We start from the raw sequence: 19,904 nt of genomic DNA on the forward strand, positions 1-19,904 counted from the left end.
GTTGTCCTTATTTTCCGGCGAGGATTGCGACTTGGTCGCGGGCCTGGATGGGGTCACCGTAGGTTTCGCGGTGCAGCACGACCCGGCGAAGGTACAGGTGCAGGTTGTGCTCCCAGGTGACGCCGATCCCGCCGTGCAGCTGGATACAGTCCTGGATCAGTTCCGGGCATCGTTCCGCGACATAGGCTTTGGCGATCCGGACGATCTCGGCGGCGTCCGGGCTGTCGGCCTGCACGGCCCTGGTGGCGTCGACGGTGATGGCCTGAGCGGACTCGATCCACAGCTTCATGTCGGCGAAGCGATGCTTGAGAGCCTGATAGGACGCGAGCGCCCGACCGAACGAGGAACGGTCGAACGCATACTGAACGGTGAAGTCGAACACCCGGTCGGTCGCACCCACGATCTCGGCGCACTGCAGTACCAGCGCGGTCTGTATCTGCCGCTCGAACGAGGCCGACGCGCCACCCGAGCCACCGACGACGGCAGACGCGGGCACCCGGACATCGGTGAACCGGATCTCGGCGTTCCTGCGGACGAGATCCAGTCCGCGCAGCGGGGTGATAGCCAGGCCGGGCGCGGAAGACGGGAGGAGGAACTGGGTCAGGCCGTCGGGTCCGGTGGCCGTCACGAGCAGCCAGTCCGCCTCGTCGCCTGCCTCGACCGGCGACTTCACGCCGTCCAGGACGAACTCGTCGCCGTCGAGTCGCGCTCGTAGTGTCATCCCGTCCGGGGTGAGGGGCCGCCCCGGCTCGGCAGCACACCAGGCGGCGACCGAGTCGCCGCTCAACAGCCCGGGCAGGACTAGCCCGGCGAGCTCGTCGGAGGCATCGCGCGACAGGGTCTGGGCAACGACGTTCGTCGGGATCAGCGGACCCGGCGACACCAGCGCCCCCATCTCCTCGGCGATCAGCGCCAAATCGCGCAGCCCCGCACCCGAGACGCTCCCTCCGCCACGACTCTCGGCAACAAGCAGCGAGGTCCAGCCCAGCTCGGCGCCCGTGCTCCACCATCCGCGGTCGAACCCGGCCGGGTTGGCGGTCAGCGCCCTGACCTCCGTGAGAGGGACGGTCGTCTGGAGGAATTTGCGGGTCGTGTCCCGCAGCAGCTCTTGATCCGAGGTGAGTTCAAGATCCATACGCGGTCAGGCCCGTCTGCTCTGGTGCGAACATCGGCATAGTCGTACAACGCCTTTCCGGTTAACATTCTCTGCAAATCACATTCTACTTAATATAGACTCGATGTTGCTGTCAAACCAGTGTCGACAGTGCGTCATACGGTAACTACATTCCCACGCAGGCCGACACGTGAGACATCGCGGGCCGCGCTGACCATCGGTGACGCCGACGTGCGTCACCCCGCAACACCGACGAAGGAGGCAGCCCATGGTCCGCGACATTCGCGAGGGGCCGACCGAGGAATACTGGGATCGGCTGCGGCAGATGATGGGCCCCGGCGGGCTCATCACCTACTGGTACCTCGGTCGGGCGTTCAACCAGGCCGAGGACCCCGACACCCTGCGGCTGCGCCGCGATATGCGCAACAGTGCGGGCGGGATCATGGCAGCACCGCTCGCGATCGCCGCCCCTGAGACCGGCGGCTGGCGCGACCGCGACGCAGTCCCAGTTCCTGTCACCTACGGGCTGCACATTATCGACGACGCCAACGACGTCACGGAGATTCGGGTGTCCCGCCATACCGTGCGCCGCGGCGGGAGGATGGGATTCAGCCGCTCCGAGATCACCGACGCCGCCGACCCCTCCCGGCTTATCGCCGTCACGACCGGCGTCGGCATCAAACTCGGTGACGCCCCGCCGTCGTTTCGGCCGATCGACGCGCCACCAGAGATGCCCGACACCGCAGATCTCCCCGCGCTGCACGTCGTCTTCGGGGCGCGCCGGGATTCCGATGGCTGGCGCTTGCCTGCCCTCACCTCCCGCCTCGCATCGACTTCGGCATCGCTGCACCTGGGCCCGATCCACGTCGTATTCGAAGCTGCCGCTACGGAATTGGCCGCGCAGCTGGCAGGGACGGACACGGTCCAAGTTCAAGACTGGGATATCCATTTCGTGGGCCCCGGTCGCACTGGACCGTTCCTCGTCGACACCGACGGGTGGATAGGCGCAGATGGGCGGGTGGCGATCCGATTCACTCTCCTCGACGAGGGCCGCGACGGCGCGGTGGTCGCCGCTGGTGTCGCGGCATTCCGTGCTCGCCGCGAGACCATCCCCACCGACGGTCACGACCCGGGAGATCACCGATGACGGTGTCGGCCGATGACCCGGACGCGCGGGCCCAGGCTCAACATTGGTATGCCACCGGCACGTACGGTCGGGTGACGCTGCCCCGAGCCATCCTGAACGCCTCGCACGCCCGACCCGATTTTCCGGTCGTTTTCCACAGCGCAGCGCAGGGCACGACCCTCACTCTCGCCGAGCTCGTCGACCAGGCATGCCGGTGCGCGGCAGCCTTCCACGGCCTGGGCGTCGAGCCCGGCGACGCGGTCGCGGTCCAGGTTCCCAGCTGGGTCGAAAGCGTTGTCGCACAGGCTGCCGCACTGCTCGTCGGGGCCGTGCTGGTCCCTGTGGTGCCCATCTACGGCCCGCACGAACTCGGCTTCATCCTGCGCGAGTCACGCGCCCGAGTGCTCGTGACGCCCGACCACTTGGGTCGGCGGGACTATCTGGCGGACCTGCGACGGATCGGCGCCTGCCCGGATCTGTCGTCGGTCGTGGTCCTCGGTGACCCCGGCGCAGAAGGGCACATCGGGTGGACGACACTGCTGCACGGCGCCGAACCGATGACTTCGGTGCAGGATGCGTCACCGGATGACGTGTGCCTGCTGGTATACACCTCGGGAACCACCGGGCAGCCCAAAGGAGTGCAGCACACCCACAACACTCTGCTCGCCGAGATGCGCACCGCGCTGACCGGGACCGATCCGGACAGCGTCGTCCTTGCGGCCTTCCCGTCCGGCCATGTGGCGGGCACTCTGGGGCTGCTGCGCATGCTGACCCAGCCCACACGCCACATCGTGATGGACACCTGGGACGCCTCCACGGCGGCGCGTCTCATAGACAACCACGGAGTCACCGCGACCGGCGGGACACCCTTCTTCCTGACAACACTGCTCGACCTCGCCGAACGTGGCGAGGCCGACCTGTCCTCGCTGCGCGAGTACGGGGTCGGCGGCGCGAGCGTCCCATCGGCCGTCATCGAGCGAGCCCACCAACACGGCATCGCGGCGTTCCGCGCGTACGGCTCCAGCGAGCATCCCTCGATCAGCGGCGGCTCAGCCCGCGACGCCCTCGACAAACGCACCCACACCGACGGCCGACTCCTCGACGGCGTCGAGATCCGCATCGTCGATGACACGCTAGGTGACCTGCCCCCCGGCCGCGAAGGCGAGATCCTCAGTCGAGGCCCGGAACTGTTCGTGGGCTACCGCGACCACACACTCGACTCCGACGCACTCTTACCGGGCCGCTGGTTTCGCACCGGTGACATCGGCACGCTCGACCCCGACGGCTACCTCACCATCACCGACCGCCGCAAGGACATCATCATCCGCGGCGGCGAAAACCTCTCGTCCAAACAGATCGAGGACGTTCTGGCCAACCACGAAGCGGTCGCCGACGTCGCGGTCGTGGCGGCACCGGACGCCCTGTACGGAGAACGGGTTTGCGCATTCGTCGTGCTCCAACCCGCTATCACACTCTCACTCGCCGATATCCGCGCGCACTTCGCGACCGCGGGGATCGCCCGACAGAAGACACCCGAACGCCTCGAAATCATCGACTCGCTACCACGGACCGCCACAGGCAAGGTCCGCAAAGCCGAACTCCGACAACGCCTACACCCACCCGCCGACCCGTATGGCAGCACCCCATGACAACCGGAGCAGCTCCGGAAACTCGAGACTGACGGCCCGGGTGCACGGGGGAGTGGGTCTTGGGACCATTTCTCTTTGTCGGCGACATCGTGCCTGGTGACCTCCGCATTGATCGCTCGAGCACCCTCGGCTCCGACAAAATCTTCGGATATGCGTTGCTGACATGCGATTGAGTTGCGCAAGATGCATCGATATTGCGATATGTCACCTAAATCGCGTAGCTTAGTTGGAATGATGCTCATCATACCGTCGAAGCTGACGTGGTCGGATCCGGCGGATGAGTATGGTCTTCGCCTCGGCCTCGGCCGGGACGGAGTCCTCCATTCCCGCCGGTGCTCCGCTGCCGCCAGCGGGTCCGTTGAACAGATGAGGGTGCTGCACAATGCCTGACGTCATCGTCGTCGGCGGTGGTCACAACGGTCTGACCGCCGCCTGCTATCTGGCCCGTGCCGGCCACTCCGTCACCGTTCTCGAAGCGACGGAGTCGATCGGCGGTATGACCGCGACGCGGGCCCTGGTCGCGGAAGCGCCGGAACACCTGCTCAGCCCCTGCGCCATCGACGCCGTCTACTGGCGTGCATCGACCGTCGAACAGGACCTGGAGCTCGCGCGGCACGGGTTGCGCATCCTTGACCACGACCCGGCCTGGGCCTGGCTCGGGCCGAACGGTGAATCGCTGCTGCTGGCCCGGGATGTCGAGCGCACGATCGCGGAGATCGAGCGATTCTCGGCCCAGGACGCGCGCACCTACCGCGAATTCGCCGAGGTGACCGCGAAAATGCTTGCGCTGCAAGACGGTTTCGGTGCCGGACGGCCGACGCGGCCCGATCGGAAGACCCTGCTGGCGGTGGGGCGCGGCTTCGCCAACGGCAAGGTGCGCAGACTGCTGCTGGCTGCGCTGACGACCTCGGCGGCGGATCTCATCGAGTCGACGTTCGTATCTGAACAGGTGCGGGGTGCGTTCGCGTCGATGGCGAGCATCCTCGGCTCGATCACGGTGGACAGCAGTGGAATCGGGCTGCTGGCCACCGCGCCGCTGCATCGATACGGCGTCTCCCGACCCGTGGGCGGCATGCAGGCGATCGCGGATTCGCTGACCCGGTGTCTGGAAGCCCACGGTGGAACCGTCCGCGTCAGCGCCCCGGTGGCCGAGATCCTCGTCTCCGGTGGCCGTACGCGTGGCGTCCGGCTGGCGAACGGTGCGGAACTCGCGGCCCGGACGGTCGTCGCTGCGGTGCCGCCGCAGGTGACCGCGCGCCTACTCGACAGCAGCGGCGCACCCGGTATCGAAGCCATGGCGCACGCGCCCTCCAACAGCGCCGGAATAGGTTGTCTCGTTGTCGCAATGGCGCTGCGCGGCCACCTCGGGCTCGGTGAGTATCAGCGAGCACGCACCGATGGCGCGGACCTTCGCAAACCGACGCTGTTCTACGGCACCCTCGAACATATCTTGGCCGGTGAAGCGCAGGCCCGCGGCGGCCACGCGGTAGTGGATCCGCCGTGGACGGCGACGATCCTCTCCGCGACGGATCCCACTCAAGCCCCGGATGGACAGGACAACCTCTATCTGTATGCCCCTGCCCCCGTCCGGCCGACGTCGGGGTGGGCCGCTGCCCGGCCGGCCGCGGAGAAGGAACTCGTCGGCGCTGTGGAGAAAGTGGTCTCCGGTATCTCCGAGTTCGAAATCGGGCGGTGGGTGGAAACGCCCGAGGATCTGGAACATCGGCTGGGAGCCGTGAACGGCTGCATCTACCACGTAGATCAGATCATCACCCGGCTCGGCCCTCTTCGTCCGGCGCGCGGATGGGGTAACCACGTGACCGATGTCCCCGGATTGGTGCTTTCCGGCGCCGGGACGCATCCCGGCGGGGGAGTTTCCGGAATCCCAGGCCAGTTGGCCGCGCGCGCCGCGCTGCGCTCGATGAGTTAGTTCGAAGAAGGAGTCTCGAAATTGAATCAGTCAATATGGGCGTCGGGGTTCTATCCGGTAGCTCCGGTCGACCTCTCGGCAAATAGCGGTTTGAGCTGGGTGTTCACGCTCGCGTGTGTGACGTTCGCGATCGTTGCTGTCGGATACGGCGCGTGGCTAGCGCGGCGCGGTGAAATCTTGGGCGTGGTCGTGCTCGTCGGTGGTCTGCTGACTTCACTCTTCGAGCCGCTCGCGGATTACATAGGCCTACTCTGGTTCGCCGATGACAATGTCGGTATAACGCTGAACCTGGTGGGTCGGCACATTCCGCTGTATGTGGTGCTCGGCTATATGTTCTTCTTCGGTCTGCTGGGGTATGTCGACTACCGGGCCATCGTGCTCGGTGCGGGCAAGAAGTACTTCATCTACTCGTTCGCTACCGCGTTCTTCTTCGATTGGGTGTTGCAGTCGACCGGTGCCGCCTTCGATCTGTACAGCTACTTCGGCAACGACCCGTTCCGGGTGTTCGGGGCGCCGCTGTGGTGGTTCGCCATCGACGGGAGCGCGACGATTCTCATCGCGTTCGTGTTGTTTCTCCTGCGTCACCGGATGGTCGGTTGGGGCCGGTTGCTGCCGGCAGTTACCGTCCTCCCCATCTACGCGGGATGGAACGCCGCGGTGGGTCTGCCGATCTTCGCGGCGAAGAACAGCAACTTCGACCCGGTGGTCAATGGCAACGGCTCGACCGGCCTGGTGTGGGTGGGTGGCCTGCTGACCTTCGCATTCGTCCTGTTCTTCGGATGGATCATCCTGGGAGAGATCGGACGCGCTCAGCGGCGCGCCGGAATCCCAGCCATGCGTGAGTTCAGTTTGCGCACACTGCTTTTCGGACCACTGCCGCAAGAAGCTGCGACCCCATCGCCGATGTTGACTCCGGCATCATAGGAGCGAACCAGCTGCGCCCGCGATCTTATATCGGAGATCGCGGGCGCAGCTGCGTTTCGGGCGGGCGCGATATCGGTCGAAGACGCCTGGAGGAACGCGATGTTGCGTAGTTTGGATGAATATTGTGGACGCAGATACTGTTAATAGCTCGTACAAATACGTGCTATGCGTATCGATAGTTCAAAAATGCTACGCAAATAGTTGCATCAGCTGGTTTGTCTGTGGCATGGTTACCGCAGGGTGACGTGACGGCAGACACAGTCATGATCGGCTGTGATCCAAGCATCGTCACGGTGTCCACGCAACCCTTCGGCAACGTCCCGATGGGACCATAGCAAGGTCGGCGAATGAATCAACCAGCAGCAACGATGACGGCACCACCGGGCGCGGGGCCCGAGCTGATCGGGACGGTCGAGCTCGACGAATCGACATCGAATGGTCCGTCTCGGTCGCCGTGGTACGAGCGGCTCGCGCACCACGTCGTCACCACCATCCGGCTGAGCCTCGGTACCGTCGGGCGCTCCGCGCAGCTCAGCGCGGAAGTGCTTCGGTACAGCGTCGTCGACCTGGTCCGGTTGCGGCTGCCGATGCTGGAAGTGCTCACACAGACGTGGACCCTGCTGAAGGTCACGGCCTTGCCGGCCTTGCTCATGGCCGTCCCGCTCGGGGCCGAGGTGTCGGTTCAGGTCGGTGGCCTCATGAATCAGGTCGGTGCCAGCTCCCTCGCAGGCGCCGCAAGCGGCCTGGGTGTTATCAGCCAGGGTGCGCCGATGGCAACCGGTCTGCTGATGAGTGGGGCGGCCGCCTCGGCCGTTGCCTCGGATCTCGGGGCACGCACCATCCGTGAAGAGATCGATGCGATGCGGGTGATGGGTATCGACCCGGTCGAGCGGCTGGTCATGCCGCGGTTCATCGCTATGATCTTTATCGCGCCGATTCTGTGCATCGTCATCATCGCCGCCGGTGTCTTTGCCGGTCTCACCATCGCTGTCACCGTCAATGACGTTGTGCCCGGGAGCTTTTGGCAGTCCCTCGGCGCCTTCGCGACGACGACCGACGTCGCCTTCGCGATGCTGAAAGCACTGGCTTTCGCCGCCCTGGTGGTGCTGGTCGCGAGTTTGCGCGGACTGGAGGCGAAGGGGGGACCGCGTGGCGTCGCCGATGCTGTCAATGCCTCGGTCGTCCTGAGTGTGGTGTGCATCTTCATCACGAATCTCGTCATCACGCAGTTGCAGTCGATGTTCTTCCCGGCCCAGATCTCATGACCATGAACAGTCCATCGAAATACTCCGCCTCGCCCCGTGTCTCCGCCCTGCTGCGACCGGCCCGACAGGGTGCCCTGCGTTCCTTCCACGAGATCGGACGCGCGACGATCTTTGTCGGCAAGACCGTCTATCTGCTGCCGAAAACCATGCGTCTCTACCGTCAGCAGACCTTCAAGACCATGAACAGCATGGCCTGGGGTCGCGGATCCTTGGTGGTCGACGGTGGCGTGGTGGGACTGATGCTGCTGCTGGGGGTTTCGGTCGGTGTCGCGATCGCGGTGCAGGCTTACGACGCGCTGAACCTGCTCGGCTTCGGCGCGCTGAGCGGAATCATCGGTTCGTTCGCCAACATTCGCGAGATCGCACCGCTGCTCACCGGTGTCGGGTTCGCCGCGCAGGCAGGCTGCCGCATGACCGCGGAAATCGGCGCGATGCGAATCTCCGAGGAGATCGACGCCACCGAAGCGCTCGGCCTGCAGGCGATTCCGTTCGTCGTCGGCACCAGATTGGTCGGCGGCATGCTGTGCGTTGTGCCCGCATATCTAATGGCGCTCGTCGTGAGCTTTGTGACCGGCGGGACCATTGTCAAAGCTTTCCGTGGTGAAGCGCCGGGCACCTACGACCACTACTTCAGTCAGTTCCTGAGCCCGTCCGAGGTCGGGTTCTCACTCGTCAAGGCGGTGGTCTTCTGCGCTGCGGTGACGCTGATCCACTGCTATTTCGGCTATTTCGCGCACGGCGGTCCGGCTGGTGTCGGCGCGGCCTCGGGTCGCGCGATCAGGATGAGCCTGATCGTGATCGTCGCCCTGAATTTCATTCTGTCGGTGTCCATTTGGGGGCTCAGCCCCGTCATGGTTTTCAAAGGGTAGGCATGGAGCAGGATTTTCTCCGGGGGACGGCGCGGCGCCAGACCCTGACGGTGGAGATCACGGCGGCGGTGGTCGTGCTGATCGTCGTCATTGCCGTCGCGCTGGGAATGGCAGTGCATCGGCAACAGACGCACAGCGGCAAGATTCTTCTCGGGATCGAGATCCCCTACGTCGCGCCCGGCGTGGCGGTCGGCACTCACGTGATGATGCACGGTGTCGAAGTCGGTGAGGTCACCGAGCTGAGGAGAATCGACCAGAACGCCTTGCGGATGACAGTCGCGCTGAACCCGGATCGTGCGGTCGGACTGACCGACACCTTCGAATTCGATTACCGCCCGGAGAACTATTTCGGTGTCACGGCCGTCAATCTCCAGGCCGGAGCGGCCGGTGCGAAGCTGGTCTCGGGCCGGGTACTGGCCAGAACACCGCTCGGTGATTACTCCATGTCGACGATGATCGAAAAGGGATCCCTCGTCGTGGACGGCACGCTGACCAACGACGTCATCGATACCTTGGACAAGGTCGTGCGGTATACGAACGGGCTCAATCCCATGATTCAGACCGGCATAATCGTCACCGACCGGATCGCCAAGACGCAGCAGGCGCTGCCGAGCGAGTCCATCGGCTACTTCAATAACATCCTCGCCGTCCTACCCGCCTTCGACCGGGAGTTCGTCGCCTCGCTGAACGGCCTTTTCTACACCAGTTACAACCGGCGGGCGGACGGCTCGCTCGGTGTCAACAACGAATTGATGGATCGCGACGATGTCGGCCTGCAACTGGCCGCGGGCAAACTCTTCGGAGCCGCAGGGCACCTGCTCGCCTCGCATGCCACCGAACTTCCCCCTATCGCGGACGTGGTTCAGGCGATGACCGACGTGATCCCCGACGTGCTGGCACATGGCTCGCTCACCGACCGATTCCGCACGCTGGTCGAACAATACGATCGCGCGATTACCGGCCCCGAGGGCGCGAAGACGCTGAATCTGCGCATCGCCTTGGATCGGCTGCCGATGCTGGCCGCTCCCTTCGGTCTGCCCGCATCCGGACAGGAGCCACCTCGATGAGAAACCGCGGCCTCATGATCGGACTCCTCGTGAAACTGGGAGTCGCGGTCGCCGTATCCGTCGCGCTGCTGAGCTTGGTCATCAGTGCGATCCGGAATCCGGTGTCCGGATCTACCACGGCCTACTCGGCCGACTTCACCGATGCGTCCGGACTACATCCCAATGCCGATGTGCGGAACCGGGGCGTGCAGATCGGCAAGGTGACCGATGTGCGCATCGTGCGCGAGCATGGTGACAGCATGGCCAGGGTCTCGTTCCGTCTCGCGGACCCCCAACGGCTGACGGCGAATACGCAACTGGCAGTGAAATACCAGAATCTGACCGGAATCCGGTATCTCGACCTGTCGGTTCCGGATGATCCGGGCCAGCCCACCGATCACCTGTCGACAGACCGGACACGGCCGTCGTTCGATATCACCAAACTGTTCAACGGACTCCAGCCGGTGCTGCGGACGCTGACGCCGGACGAAATCGACACCTTCACCGCCAATGCGCTGGCTCTGCTCCAGGGAGACGGCACTGGACTGGCTCCGATGCTCGACAGCATCCAGACGCTCGCGGACCTGGTCCGCGATCGGGAGCGGGTGATCTCGACCCTGATCGACAATATGGCGCGGATCGACGAGAGCATGGGCGGCAAATCGGCCAATGTCATCGAATTGCTGCGCAGCTTCAGCGTGCCGATCAGTGCGGCCATGTCCGTACTGGACGATTTCCGCAAGACCGACCTCTATGGGCCGAGATTTATGGCACCGGTGGATCGATTACTGGCTGAAATCGGATTGGAACGTGACCTCGATATCGACAAGCTGCTGCAATCGGCGTTCTCCTCACTCGGCGGTGCGGCGGAAGCGCTGCGGCTGCTGCCGGTGGCCTTCGAGGGTCTGCAGGTACCTGGGCTGATGAACAATTCGGCCGGATCCGTGACGGCGTGCTCGCACGGCACGGCGGAACTTTCGTCTCTGGTCGGAGTGCTGCTGAACGGAAGCAAGGTGACGATATGCAACGCGGGGTGAGCATTCCCGGGCAGCCGGTGCGCGCGCGCATCGGCCCGATTCTCCGGCGTCTCGCCGCGAACGAACTGCTGCTCGGCCTGTCGGTGGTGGCGGTAGTCACGGTGATCGTGGCGGCAACGGTCGGGTTCTACCTGTATCCGCCGGGGCGCACGGAGCTTTCGTTCGAGACCACCGATGCGGCAGCCGTGCGGACGGGTGACGACGTGCGGGTCGCCGGCGTATCCGTCGGCAAGGTCACCGGTATCGCGCTCGGGCGAAATTCCGTTCGGGTCACCGCGGATATCGACGAGGGAACTTTTGTCGGCAGTGCGTCCCGGGTGGAGGTCAGAATGTTGACCGCGGTCGGCGGATACTTCGTGACGATCATTCCGATGGGCGACAAACCGTTGGGGCGCACGGTGCTTCCGGTCGACCGAGTGACCATGCCCTACTCGATCTCCGATGTGCTGCAGGAAGTCCCGCGGGTCACCGACAATGTCGACGCTTCGACGGTGAACGCGGATCTGGATCAGTTGGCCAACGGGCTCGAACACAATTCGGCGGCAGTGGGATCGTTGATCGCCGGGCTGAACAGCATCGCGCGGGTGATGGCGGATCAGCGGCAGCAGATCCAGACCACACTCGATCTGGCATCGGAGTATGCGACTGCCTTCAATGGCAGCCGTGAATTCGTCTTCGAACTCGCACAGAAGATCGACGTGGTGATGACGACATACGCGACGTACCGGGACGGATTCAACCGCACCTACCAGTTGCTGGGTGGCGTGATGATGCGGTTGCGGCCCGAGACGGAGTACTTCCTGGCACACAAGGAGGAGTTGAGGTCGGTGGTCGAGCAATTGCGGACAGGGATCGAGAATCTGCGTCAGGCCGTGGATCCGGCTATCGGCCAACTGACCCAATTGCGCGACCAGCTGACCGGCTGGCTCACACCGCAGGGCGTCGCGGAGATGGGCGGCGGGCGGATTCTCGCGTCGCAAGTCTGCGTTCCGATCCCGGGACGGGAGTGCTGATGTACCGCAAATCTCGGCTGCTGATAGGTACCGCGGTCATCGCGGCCGTGACGGCGACCGGCACCATTACCTACGCCCGTGCAGCGGGCGCGGGAACGGCGCGCGCGTCCGGTTATTGTGCGCTGATGGCCGATGGCGTGGGACTGTACGTGGGCAACCGCGTCACGCAAATGGGTTATTCGGTCGGACGGATCGACGGAGTTCGCCCCGAGGGCGACCATGTGGAGGTGTCGTTCTCACTCGACACCGGCCGCGAATATCCTGCGGACGTGCGGGCCGTGACGCGGTCGAAGTCCATTCTGGCGGACCGGAGTCTCGAACTGGTCGGCAACTACGAGGAAGGTCCGCGGCTGGCTCGTGGGCGCTGTATTGCCTTGCAGGCCACCGCGACACCCAAGAGCCTGTCCGAGATCACCGGTTCCGCAGGCGATTTCATCGACCACATAGCACCCGACGATGGCACGCGATCCGTAGCGCAGGCGGTCGACGGCCTGACGCGCGCCCTCGCGGGCAATGGCGATCCGGCGCATCAGCTGATGCAGACCGCCGCGCAGGCGATGGCGAGCCCGGACCGAATGGTGTCCGATATCGGGGCGATCATCCACGAAAGCGCGCCGCTGACGTCGGATGCGCTCGCGCACTGGTCGAGTATTCACCACGTGCTCGACATCATGCCGACCGTCCTCACGTCGGCCACCTACGGGTTGTGGCCGGGAGTGAACGATCTGTTGGTCGGCATGGGGCCGCTGGTCGCGGTCTTATACGAAATTCAAACCCAGTACGGTGCCGACATCTGGCCGATGGCGGACCAGCTGGCCGATGTCATCCATCTCGCGGCGACACGGGCGGGCGATATCGCGAAGTTCCTGGAAGTGATCCCGCCCATCGCCGCATTTCTCGGAACTGTCGGGCGAAACGAGAGTGCCGTGCGGTACCGGCCACCGACGGTCATGGTGAGCGCTCCCGACGGTTCACAGGTCGGTGTCGATCTGCTCGCCATGGTCATCGCGAAGGAGGGCCGGTGAAGGCGTCGACAGGGACGAAAGCCATACTTGCCGTGGCGATTTCGGCAGGTGTGATGTTCGCGAGCGCGTCCTGCGCCGTGGAACCGAACGACGTACCGCTGCCGGGCAACAACCTCAGCGACGGCTACGACCTCACCCTCCACTTCGCCAGTGCCTTGAACCTGCCGGACCGCGCCAAGGTCGTGATGGACGGCCTGCGCATCGGCGAGGTTCGTACGATCAGCCTCTCCGATGGGTCGGTGACAGTAACGGCCCGAATCGAGAGTGCGGCACGGATTCCGGCGAATGTCACCGCGATCATTCGCCAGGACACTCTCCTTGGCGACACTTATGTCGGCCTGGAGCGCGATCGCAGCCGACCGGCAGCGGAGCTTCTGCCGGCGGGCAGCACGGTGCCGCTCGAGCGCACCAGTTCCCCGCCGCAGGTCGAGGACGTAATGGCGGTGCTGGCGAACTTCGTCAACGGCGGCAGCGTCCAGAAGGTCCAGGACGCCATCGTCGGTATCAATCGCGTCATGCCGAGTCGGCCAGATGTCACCCAGCTCGCTCGAACAGTCGCCGTCGATCTACATGATCTCTCGCAGCGCACCGAAACACTGGACCGGATGCTCGAGGGGCTGAATGCCACCGCGGTGTCCGTCACCGACAACGGCTCGGATCTGGCGGTGCTGTTCGGCGATCCGGCGGTGCAGTATTGGCGGCGGTTGAACGAGAATGTCCTGAAGTATGTCGGAATTCTGTTGCCCTCCATCGGAAGTATCTTCGAGGGCGGCTTCTGGCTGGTGCCGCTGTTCACCTCGCTGGCCGACGCCGCCGGATCGATCCGGGCTACGGCCGAGGACGTGCCCGCCGATGCCGAAGCGCTGTCGAACTTCGTGAACCGGACCCTCGTGCCGTTTCTGCGAAATCCGTCGGTGAACGTCACCTCGATACAGACCCAACAGGGTGACGACCTGACCGCAGGTATCGCGAATGTCCTGCGAATCTTGGGAGCCGCCAGATGAATCTCCGTACCGGAATCTCGATCACCGGCCTCTTGGCGATTGCCGCATCCGCGGTGCTCTACATGAACCAGCTCGGCCTCGGGGTCGGTGTCTCGGAGCGCCCGCAGTCGGCCACGATGGTGGTCCCCGACACGAACGGCCTCGTCATCGGATCGAAGGTCCTGCTGCGCGGGATATCGATCGGCGAGGTGGCGAGCATGACGGCTACCGCCGATGGCGTCGAAATCGCGTGGAATTATCGCAAGGACTACCGAATTCCGGTGCAGAGCCGATTTCGTATCGATAGTCTGTCGGCACTCGGCGAGGCGTACGTTGCGGTACTCCCGACGAGCGAATCGGGGCCCTATCTCGGCGACCATGCGCGAATTCCCGCCGCCGCCATAACCGTGCCGGCAACTATTCAGGACCTCTCAGCGCGACTCACCCGCCTGCTGGACCAGATCCAACCAGAGCAGGTCCGCGACATCCTGAAGGAACTCGATACGGCACTTCCGAATGAGGGTCTCGTGCTGGTGGATCTGTCCCGAGCCTGGTCGCTGTTCGCGGATATGACACTGGATCGAGCCGATGACCTCACCACCGTGCTGACCAAATTCCAAGCGCTGCTGGCCGACAGCTCATGGGTCGCGCCGGGCCTGGCCGGTTCGACCGAAATCCTCCGGAAGTTCGGTCAGGACATGGGCTCGTGGCTGAACAACGCGGTCGTGACCACAGATGTCGCCCCCCTGCCCGAGGGCATCGCCGACGGTACGGGGCCGTTCATCGACCAGCTACAGCGGTTCCTCGACAAGGTCGCACCCGATCTGAAAATACTGGGTGTTGCCGTTCTGCCGTCGGTCCGCGCTGCTGCGGCGGCGATGCAGACAGTGGATATCGCGACCCTGCTCGATAACGCGATTGCCGACAGCGCGGGTGGGAGTGTCACCGTCCACGTCAGCGTGCCCGAGGGGAACTAGCGCCGAAAAGCCGCGAAGAAAGGTAATGAGAAATGACCAGTCAGCATACCGAAGCCGAAGCGCCGGACGACATCGCAGCGGAGCAGGAAGGAAAGCCGGGCACCCGATCGTCCGCGCTCGGTACCGTGGCCGAACGTGGGCGCAGCGCAGCTGAATCCGCCGTGAAGGTCAAGACGCTGTTGATCGGTGCGGTCGCGGCCCTGCTGGTCGCGGCCGTCGCAGTCCTGGGCTGGCAGGTTCAGGCGAAGTCGGGTGATATCGACGCCATGCGCGCCGACACCGCCGATCGCGCTCATGCCGAGCAGATCGCGTTGGACTATGCCGTCGCCGCGGCCCAGATGGACTTCAAGGATCTGCAGAGCTGGCAGACCCGGCTCACCAAGGGCACCACGCCGGAGTTGTCGAACAAGCTGAAGCAGGCGGCGAATTCGATGGATCAGATCATCTCGCCCCTGCAGTGGACCTCGACCTCGACGCCGATCGTGGCGAAGGTCCGCTCGGTGGCGGACGGGAAGTACGTGGTGGATTGCTTCGTCAGCGTGCTGACGAAGAACACGCAAGCCCCGAGTGGGATTCAGTCGACCGCCACCTATCGATTGACCATCGACAAGCACAGTGACTGGGTGATCAGCGATGTCGGCGGCATCGATTCGGCCCTGGCGGCCAAGTGATTTCGCGCGAGCCACCGGGGCGGCCGCTGGCTCGCGCGAGGCGCTCAGAAGATTTCTGGGTCCCGTCCGCCGCCATCGACGGTGATGCGCTGACCGGTGATGTAGCCGCCCTCGGCGCTCGCGAGAAAGGCCACGATCCCCGAGACCTCCTCGGGGCGGCAGACATGGCCGAACGGAAAGTCCGACCCGATACTCGCAATGTCCGCTCCGGCTTTCGCCTGGACCAGCCGCTGACCCATGTCGGTGTCGATGAGGCCCGGCGCCACGATATTCACCCGGATACCGTGCCGCCGCTCCTCGCGAGCGAGTGTGCGCATCGCGGTTTCGAGGGCCGACTTGGCGACCGTGTACGGAGCCGCGAACGGTGGTGCGTCCGCCACCGTCGCACTCGAGATGGCGATGACGTCACCGCGCGGTAGGGCGCGCATGCCCGGGAGCAGGCGGCGTACGAGGTGCAGGGGCCCGAGCGCGTGGATTCGGAGCAGTTGTTCGAACTCCGCGTTCGGGCTGTCGGCGATGCTCTGCCCGCGGCTGGCGGTTCCGGCATTGCTGACGAGCAGATCGACTGCGCCGATCGTATCGACGACTTCGTCGACGAATGCGTCCACGGCATCGAGATCGCCGATCGAGCCGGATACCGCGATCGCGTGGCCGCCTTCGGCGGCGATGTCGGCGACCACCTGCGCGGCGGCATCGGCATCGGTGCGGTAGTGGACGGCGACCACCGCGCCGTCACGACCCAGCTGGCGGGCGATCGCCGCGCCGAGGCCGCGGGACCCACCGGTCACGAGCGCGATGCGCCCGTCGAGCCGCTTCTGCATAGATATCCTCCGTAGCCGTGGAATTGTCCTTTTGCGTATTGAAGAGTCTACTTTTATACGCATATTGTCAATCCTGCCGCGTGGCGGGTGCCGGTTACGGCCGATGCCGAGAGGAGTTGGCGGGGATGAGGCACCGCTCGCGGGCGAGTGCGGAGGTGATACTGCCGTGTCCGGCGCGGGGCGGTGTCCGCTCGATCGACACCCTCCAGATGGTCGAGATCGTGAAGTTCACACCGTATTTCAAGCGGCTCGACGATTGATCACACCAGCCACGACCACGCATAGGTGTGCTTGGTGGTCGCATAGGTCTCGAAGGTCTCTGTCCGCCGAAGTCCGGGAATCTGGCTGATCTCGTTGACGACTGCCGCGACGAGCTGCTCGCGGGTGGGTGCGATGACCGTCGCGATGAAGTCGAATTCGCCCAGGGTCCGACTCAATTGGGCGACGTCGTCGCGGGCGATCAGGGAACGAGCGACGTCGTCGGCGTGGCCGCCGTGGGTTTTGATACCGACATAGGCGTGCGCCGCCATCCCGAATGCCAGCACATCGGAGATCGCCTGGATTCTGATCACTCGGTGGGTGAGCAGGTGTTTGATGCGGGTGCGGATGGTGCCTTCGGAGACCCCCAGTTCCGCGGCGATGCTGCGATTGCTGCGGCGGGCATCCACCTGGAGCTTCTCGATGATGGCGATGTCGAGCTCGTCCGCGGTGTCGCTGGGGTGGGTGTCTGGGGTCGATCCCGGATCGGCCGCCAGCAGAGCCCACTTGGAATCGAACTTCAGGACATCGAGGACGAGGTGTCCACGGACTTCCTCGACCCCCGGGATGCGGGGGAGGGTGGCCCCGAAGAGTTCGGCCAGATGCCCGTGATCGCGCCCGAGGACCGGCACGATCAGGTCGTAGCGGCCGGTGGAGATGGTCACGGCCACCACTTCCGGCAGCTCCGCCACGTCTGTGCCGACTTTCAGAACGGGATGATCGCTCACACGCAAGCAGGCGAAAGCGAACTCGCGGTGGCCGAAGATGCGCATATCGGTGACAGCGACGACCCGCATGATGGAGTTCTGCTCCATGCGGCGCAGCCGTGTCGCCACCGTGACCTCGTTGACCCCGAGCGCCTGTGCCAGTGCGCGATTGGTTTCCCGCCCGTCGATCCGGAGTCGTTCCACCAGGGCGCGATCGAGATCGTCGAGGGGCTCGGCGGGAACGTTCGGCAATGCGGTGGGCGGGGTATCGGCCTCGGTAGCCGGCACCGCTTCGTCGCGCGTCATGGCAGTGAGTATCGCAGACAGGTGACCAGATACCCCGTCGTCTCGCCGTGTGGGGTCGTCGGCCGATGACCCTGTTCTCGCGGCGGGCAGCGTAGCGCTGTTGACGCAAACCATCGATCATCTGCGGATAAATTCTGGTATATTACTACGCATACTTGACCTAATTGTCGATATTGGTCACACTGTGCGTACATAGATGCGCTGATGGGTGTTACGGCCCGATCGGACGTGCTGGAAGGAGCGCTGGTGCAGATGACGCCGGATTTGCGGACGAGGAACACGCTTTCCTCGGTTGATCCTGCGAACGGCCGGGTGCTGGCCGAGTTTCCGGTGATGAGCGCCGAGGAAGTGGCCGAAGTTGTCCGGCGGGCACGCGAGGTGTCCGGCTGGTGGTCCGCGCGTAGCTGGGCCGAGCGGGAACGCGCTCTGCTGCGGTGGGGCGCCTGGCTGGTGAGCTATTCCGACGAACTGGTCGAGCTGCTGATGCAGGAGCAGGGCAAATCCCGGGATACAGCCTTCCTCGAACTCGTACCCACCTTGGAGCACATCCGTTGGGCGGCAACGCATGCCGAGAAAGTACTCGGCTCACGGCAGGTGTGGGCGGGCCTGGTCATGTCGAATCACACCGCTGAAGTGGAGTACAACCCGTACGGTGTCGTCGGTGTGATCGGACCGTGGAATTATCCCGTGTTCACACCCGTCGGTCAGATGGCCGCCTACGCGCTGGCGGCGGGCAATACCGTGGTGCTCAAACCCAGCGAATTCACCCCGCGGATCGGCAAATTCGTGGTCGACGCATTCGAACTGGCCAACCCCGATATTCCGAGCGGAGTCCTGTCGCTCGTGACCGGATTCGGCGAAACCGGTGCGGCACTGTGCCGATCCGGCGTAGACAAGATCGCCTTCACAGGATCGACGCCCACCGGCAGGCGGGTGCTGGCCGCGTGCGCGGAGAACCTGGTGCCCGCAGTCCTGGAGTGTGGTGGCAAGGACGCCATGATCGTGGCCGAGGACGCCGATGTGAAAGCGGCGGCAAAGGCGGCGGTCTGGGGCGGTATGACCAATGCCGGGCAGACGTGTGTCGGAATCGAGCAGGTCTACGTCGTCGCGGAACTGAAGGACCGTTTCCTCGCCGAGCTCGCCACCCGGCTCGAGCCGATCGCCGCCGGTGCCGACGCCGATGCCGCGTATGGGCCGATGACGACGGGCGACCAGGTCGATATCGTTCGCCGCCACATCGACGATGCCTTGTCCAGCGGTGCGACCGCCGCGGTCGGTGGCCGCGAGTCGGTCCGTGCGCCGTATATCGATCCGGTGGTTTTGGTCGACCCTGCCGATGATTCGGCGGCGGTCACCGAGGAGACCTTCGGCCCTGTGCTCGTCGTCCGGACGGTGTCGTCGGTAGACGAGGCCATCGAGTTGGTGAACGCGCGGAAGTTCGGCCTGGGCGCGAGCGTCTTCTCGCGGCGCCGTGGCCGTGAGATCGCGGGGCGCGTACGGGCGGGCATGGTCGCGATCAACAGCGCCTTGGCCTTCGTCGGCATGCCCGCACTGCCCTTCGGTGGTGTTGGCGACAGCGGGTTCGGACGGGTACACGGAGCCGACGGACTACGGGAGTTCGCCGTCGCCAAAAGCTATGCCCGGCAACACTTCGTCACGCCCGGGATCGACACGGTCACACTGCGGCCGACGCGGTTCACGATGGCCGCGGTCCGGCGGTTGATGCGACTTCGGCACGGAAGGCGGCTGTGATGAGAGTACGTGCGTTCAAACGAGTTTCGCTGCCGATCGCGGTCGTCTGGGAGACGCTGGCCGATCACGAGGGCATGTCGGACTGGTCGCCCGGCATCGCGGTCACGCTGGAGCGGGAGGGAGCATCCGAGCGCAACGGCGTCGGCGCGGTCCGCCGGGTGCAGGGGCCCGGGGTCACCATTCGGGAAGAGGTCACCGGATTCGAAGTCGGACGCTGGTTGGCGTATCGCGTCCTGTCCGGCCTGCCGCTGCGCGACTACCGGGGTGAGGTCTTTCTCTCCCAGAGCGACGGCGACACGACGGTCACCTGGACCCTGATGTGCGAAAACCGTTCCGCTGTCATCAGATTCGGTCTCAATTTCTACGCGAACATGTTTGTCAATGCGCTGGTGCGCACCACTGGGCGCCGCATGCTGGTGCGGCAATGAAGG

19 protein-coding genes are annotated in these 19,904 nt (G+C 64.8%); 16 read left to right on the plus strand and 3 right to left on the minus strand.

The window, feature by feature from the left end; translation table 11 throughout:
- Positions 1-7: 7 nt before the first annotated feature.
- The gene (locus tag OG874_RS10625; protein ID WP_330254950.1) at positions 8-1,135 is read right to left on the minus strand and encodes an acyl-CoA dehydrogenase family protein; all 1,128 of its coding nucleotides are present in this window, start codon (positions 1,133-1,135) and stop codon (positions 8-10) included.
- Between the two features lie 247 nt (positions 1,136-1,382).
- On the opposite strand from OG874_RS10625, the gene OG874_RS10630 reads away from it, so the two are divergent.
- From OG874_RS10630 to OG874_RS10690, 13 genes are all read left to right on the plus strand, one after another.
- Positions 1,383-2,261: a hypothetical protein gene (locus tag OG874_RS10630; protein WP_330254951.1), complete on the plus strand. Its 879-nt coding sequence runs from the start codon at positions 1,383-1,385 to the stop codon at positions 2,259-2,261.
- A complete protein-coding gene (locus OG874_RS10635; RefSeq protein ID WP_330254952.1) occupies positions 2,258-3,889 on the plus strand; it encodes an AMP-binding protein in 1,632 nt (543 codons plus the stop codon). Before OG874_RS10630 ends, OG874_RS10635 begins: the two co-directional genes overlap by 4 nt.
- 382 nt (positions 3,890-4,271) lie before the next feature.
- Positions 4,272-5,819 carry a phytoene desaturase family protein gene (locus OG874_RS10640; RefSeq protein ID WP_330254953.1) on the plus strand — a complete coding sequence of 516 codons (1,548 nt, stop codon included), beginning with the start codon at positions 4,272-4,274 and terminating at the stop codon, positions 5,817-5,819.
- A 117-nt stretch (positions 5,820-5,936) separates the two neighbouring features.
- Positions 5,937-6,743 carry a hypothetical protein gene (locus tag OG874_RS10645; protein ID WP_330254954.1) on the plus strand — a complete coding sequence of 269 codons (807 nt, stop codon included), beginning with the start codon at positions 5,937-5,939 and terminating at the stop codon, positions 6,741-6,743.
- Positions 6,744-7,090: 347 nt separating this feature from the next.
- Entirely contained in the window at positions 7,091-8,008 is a 918-nt protein-coding gene (locus OG874_RS10650; RefSeq protein WP_330254955.1) for an ABC transporter permease, read from the plus strand.
- 2 nt (positions 8,009-8,010) lie between these two features.
- The gene (locus OG874_RS10655) at positions 8,011-8,877 is read left to right on the plus strand and encodes an MlaE family ABC transporter permease (RefSeq protein ID WP_442943326.1); all 867 of its coding nucleotides are present in this window, start codon (positions 8,011-8,013) and stop codon (positions 8,875-8,877) included.
- A gap of 2 nt (positions 8,878-8,879) precedes the next feature.
- Positions 8,880-9,944 (plus strand): MlaD family protein, encoded by a 1,065-nt coding sequence (locus OG874_RS10660; protein WP_330254957.1) that lies wholly within the window; start codon positions 8,880-8,882, stop codon positions 9,942-9,944.
- On the plus strand, positions 9,941-10,960 hold the full coding sequence (locus OG874_RS10665; protein WP_330254958.1) for an MlaD family protein: 1,020 nt from the start codon (positions 9,941-9,943) through the stop codon (positions 10,958-10,960). Before OG874_RS10660 ends, OG874_RS10665 begins: the two co-directional genes overlap by 4 nt.
- Positions 10,945-11,973 (plus strand): MlaD family protein, encoded by a 1,029-nt coding sequence (locus tag OG874_RS10670; RefSeq protein WP_330254959.1) that lies wholly within the window; start codon positions 10,945-10,947, stop codon positions 11,971-11,973. The genes OG874_RS10665 and OG874_RS10670 overlap by 16 nt, the downstream gene beginning before the upstream one ends.
- Positions 11,973-12,998, plus strand: coding sequence for an MlaD family protein (locus OG874_RS10675; protein ID WP_330254960.1), 1,026 nt, complete (start codon positions 11,973-11,975; stop codon positions 12,996-12,998). The genes OG874_RS10670 and OG874_RS10675 overlap by 1 nt, the downstream gene beginning before the upstream one ends.
- Positions 12,995-14,002: an MlaD family protein gene (locus tag OG874_RS10680; protein WP_330254961.1), complete on the plus strand. Its 1,008-nt coding sequence runs from the start codon at positions 12,995-12,997 to the stop codon at positions 14,000-14,002. Before OG874_RS10675 ends, OG874_RS10680 begins: the two co-directional genes overlap by 4 nt.
- Positions 13,999-14,958 (plus strand): MlaD family protein, encoded by a 960-nt coding sequence (locus tag OG874_RS10685; protein ID WP_330254962.1) that lies wholly within the window; start codon positions 13,999-14,001, stop codon positions 14,956-14,958. The genes OG874_RS10680 and OG874_RS10685 overlap by 4 nt, the downstream gene beginning before the upstream one ends.
- Before the next feature lie 32 nt (positions 14,959-14,990).
- Positions 14,991-15,629 carry a hypothetical protein gene (locus OG874_RS10690; RefSeq protein WP_330254963.1) on the plus strand — a complete coding sequence of 213 codons (639 nt, stop codon included), beginning with the start codon at positions 14,991-14,993 and terminating at the stop codon, positions 15,627-15,629.
- Positions 15,630-15,673: 44 nt separating this feature from the next.
- Here OG874_RS10690 and OG874_RS10695 read toward each other — a convergent pair whose 3' ends face one another.
- Positions 15,674-16,450 (minus strand): SDR family NAD(P)-dependent oxidoreductase, encoded by a 777-nt coding sequence (locus tag OG874_RS10695; protein ID WP_330254964.1) that lies wholly within the window; start codon positions 16,448-16,450, stop codon positions 15,674-15,676.
- Between the two features lie 125 nt (positions 16,451-16,575).
- Between OG874_RS10695 and OG874_RS10700 the strand changes: the two genes are divergently transcribed.
- Positions 16,576-16,710 (plus strand): hypothetical protein, encoded by a 135-nt coding sequence (locus OG874_RS10700; RefSeq protein WP_330254965.1) that lies wholly within the window; start codon positions 16,576-16,578, stop codon positions 16,708-16,710.
- Here the strand turns inward: OG874_RS10700 and OG874_RS10705 are convergent, their stop codons facing one another.
- Entirely contained in the window at positions 16,711-17,721 is a 1,011-nt protein-coding gene (locus tag OG874_RS10705) for an Lrp/AsnC family transcriptional regulator (RefSeq protein WP_330254966.1), read from the minus strand.
- Positions 17,722-17,973: 252 nt separating this feature from the next.
- Here OG874_RS10705 and OG874_RS10710 point away from each other — a divergent pair, with 252 nt between their 5' ends.
- Positions 17,974-19,473 (plus strand): aldehyde dehydrogenase family protein, encoded by a 1,500-nt coding sequence (locus OG874_RS10710; protein ID WP_442943391.1) that lies wholly within the window; start codon positions 17,974-17,976, stop codon positions 19,471-19,473.
- Complete coding sequence (locus OG874_RS10715; protein WP_330254968.1) at positions 19,473-19,901, plus strand: SRPBCC family protein; 429 nt, start codon at positions 19,473-19,475, stop codon at positions 19,899-19,901. The genes OG874_RS10710 and OG874_RS10715 overlap by 1 nt, the downstream gene beginning before the upstream one ends.
- Positions 19,902-19,904: the final 3 nt, after the last annotated feature.

The sequence above is a fragment of the Nocardia sp. NBC_00565 genome (genome assembly GCF_036345915.1).
In the GTDB taxonomy this organism is placed as follows: Bacteria; Actinomycetota; Actinomycetes; order Mycobacteriales; family Mycobacteriaceae; genus Nocardia.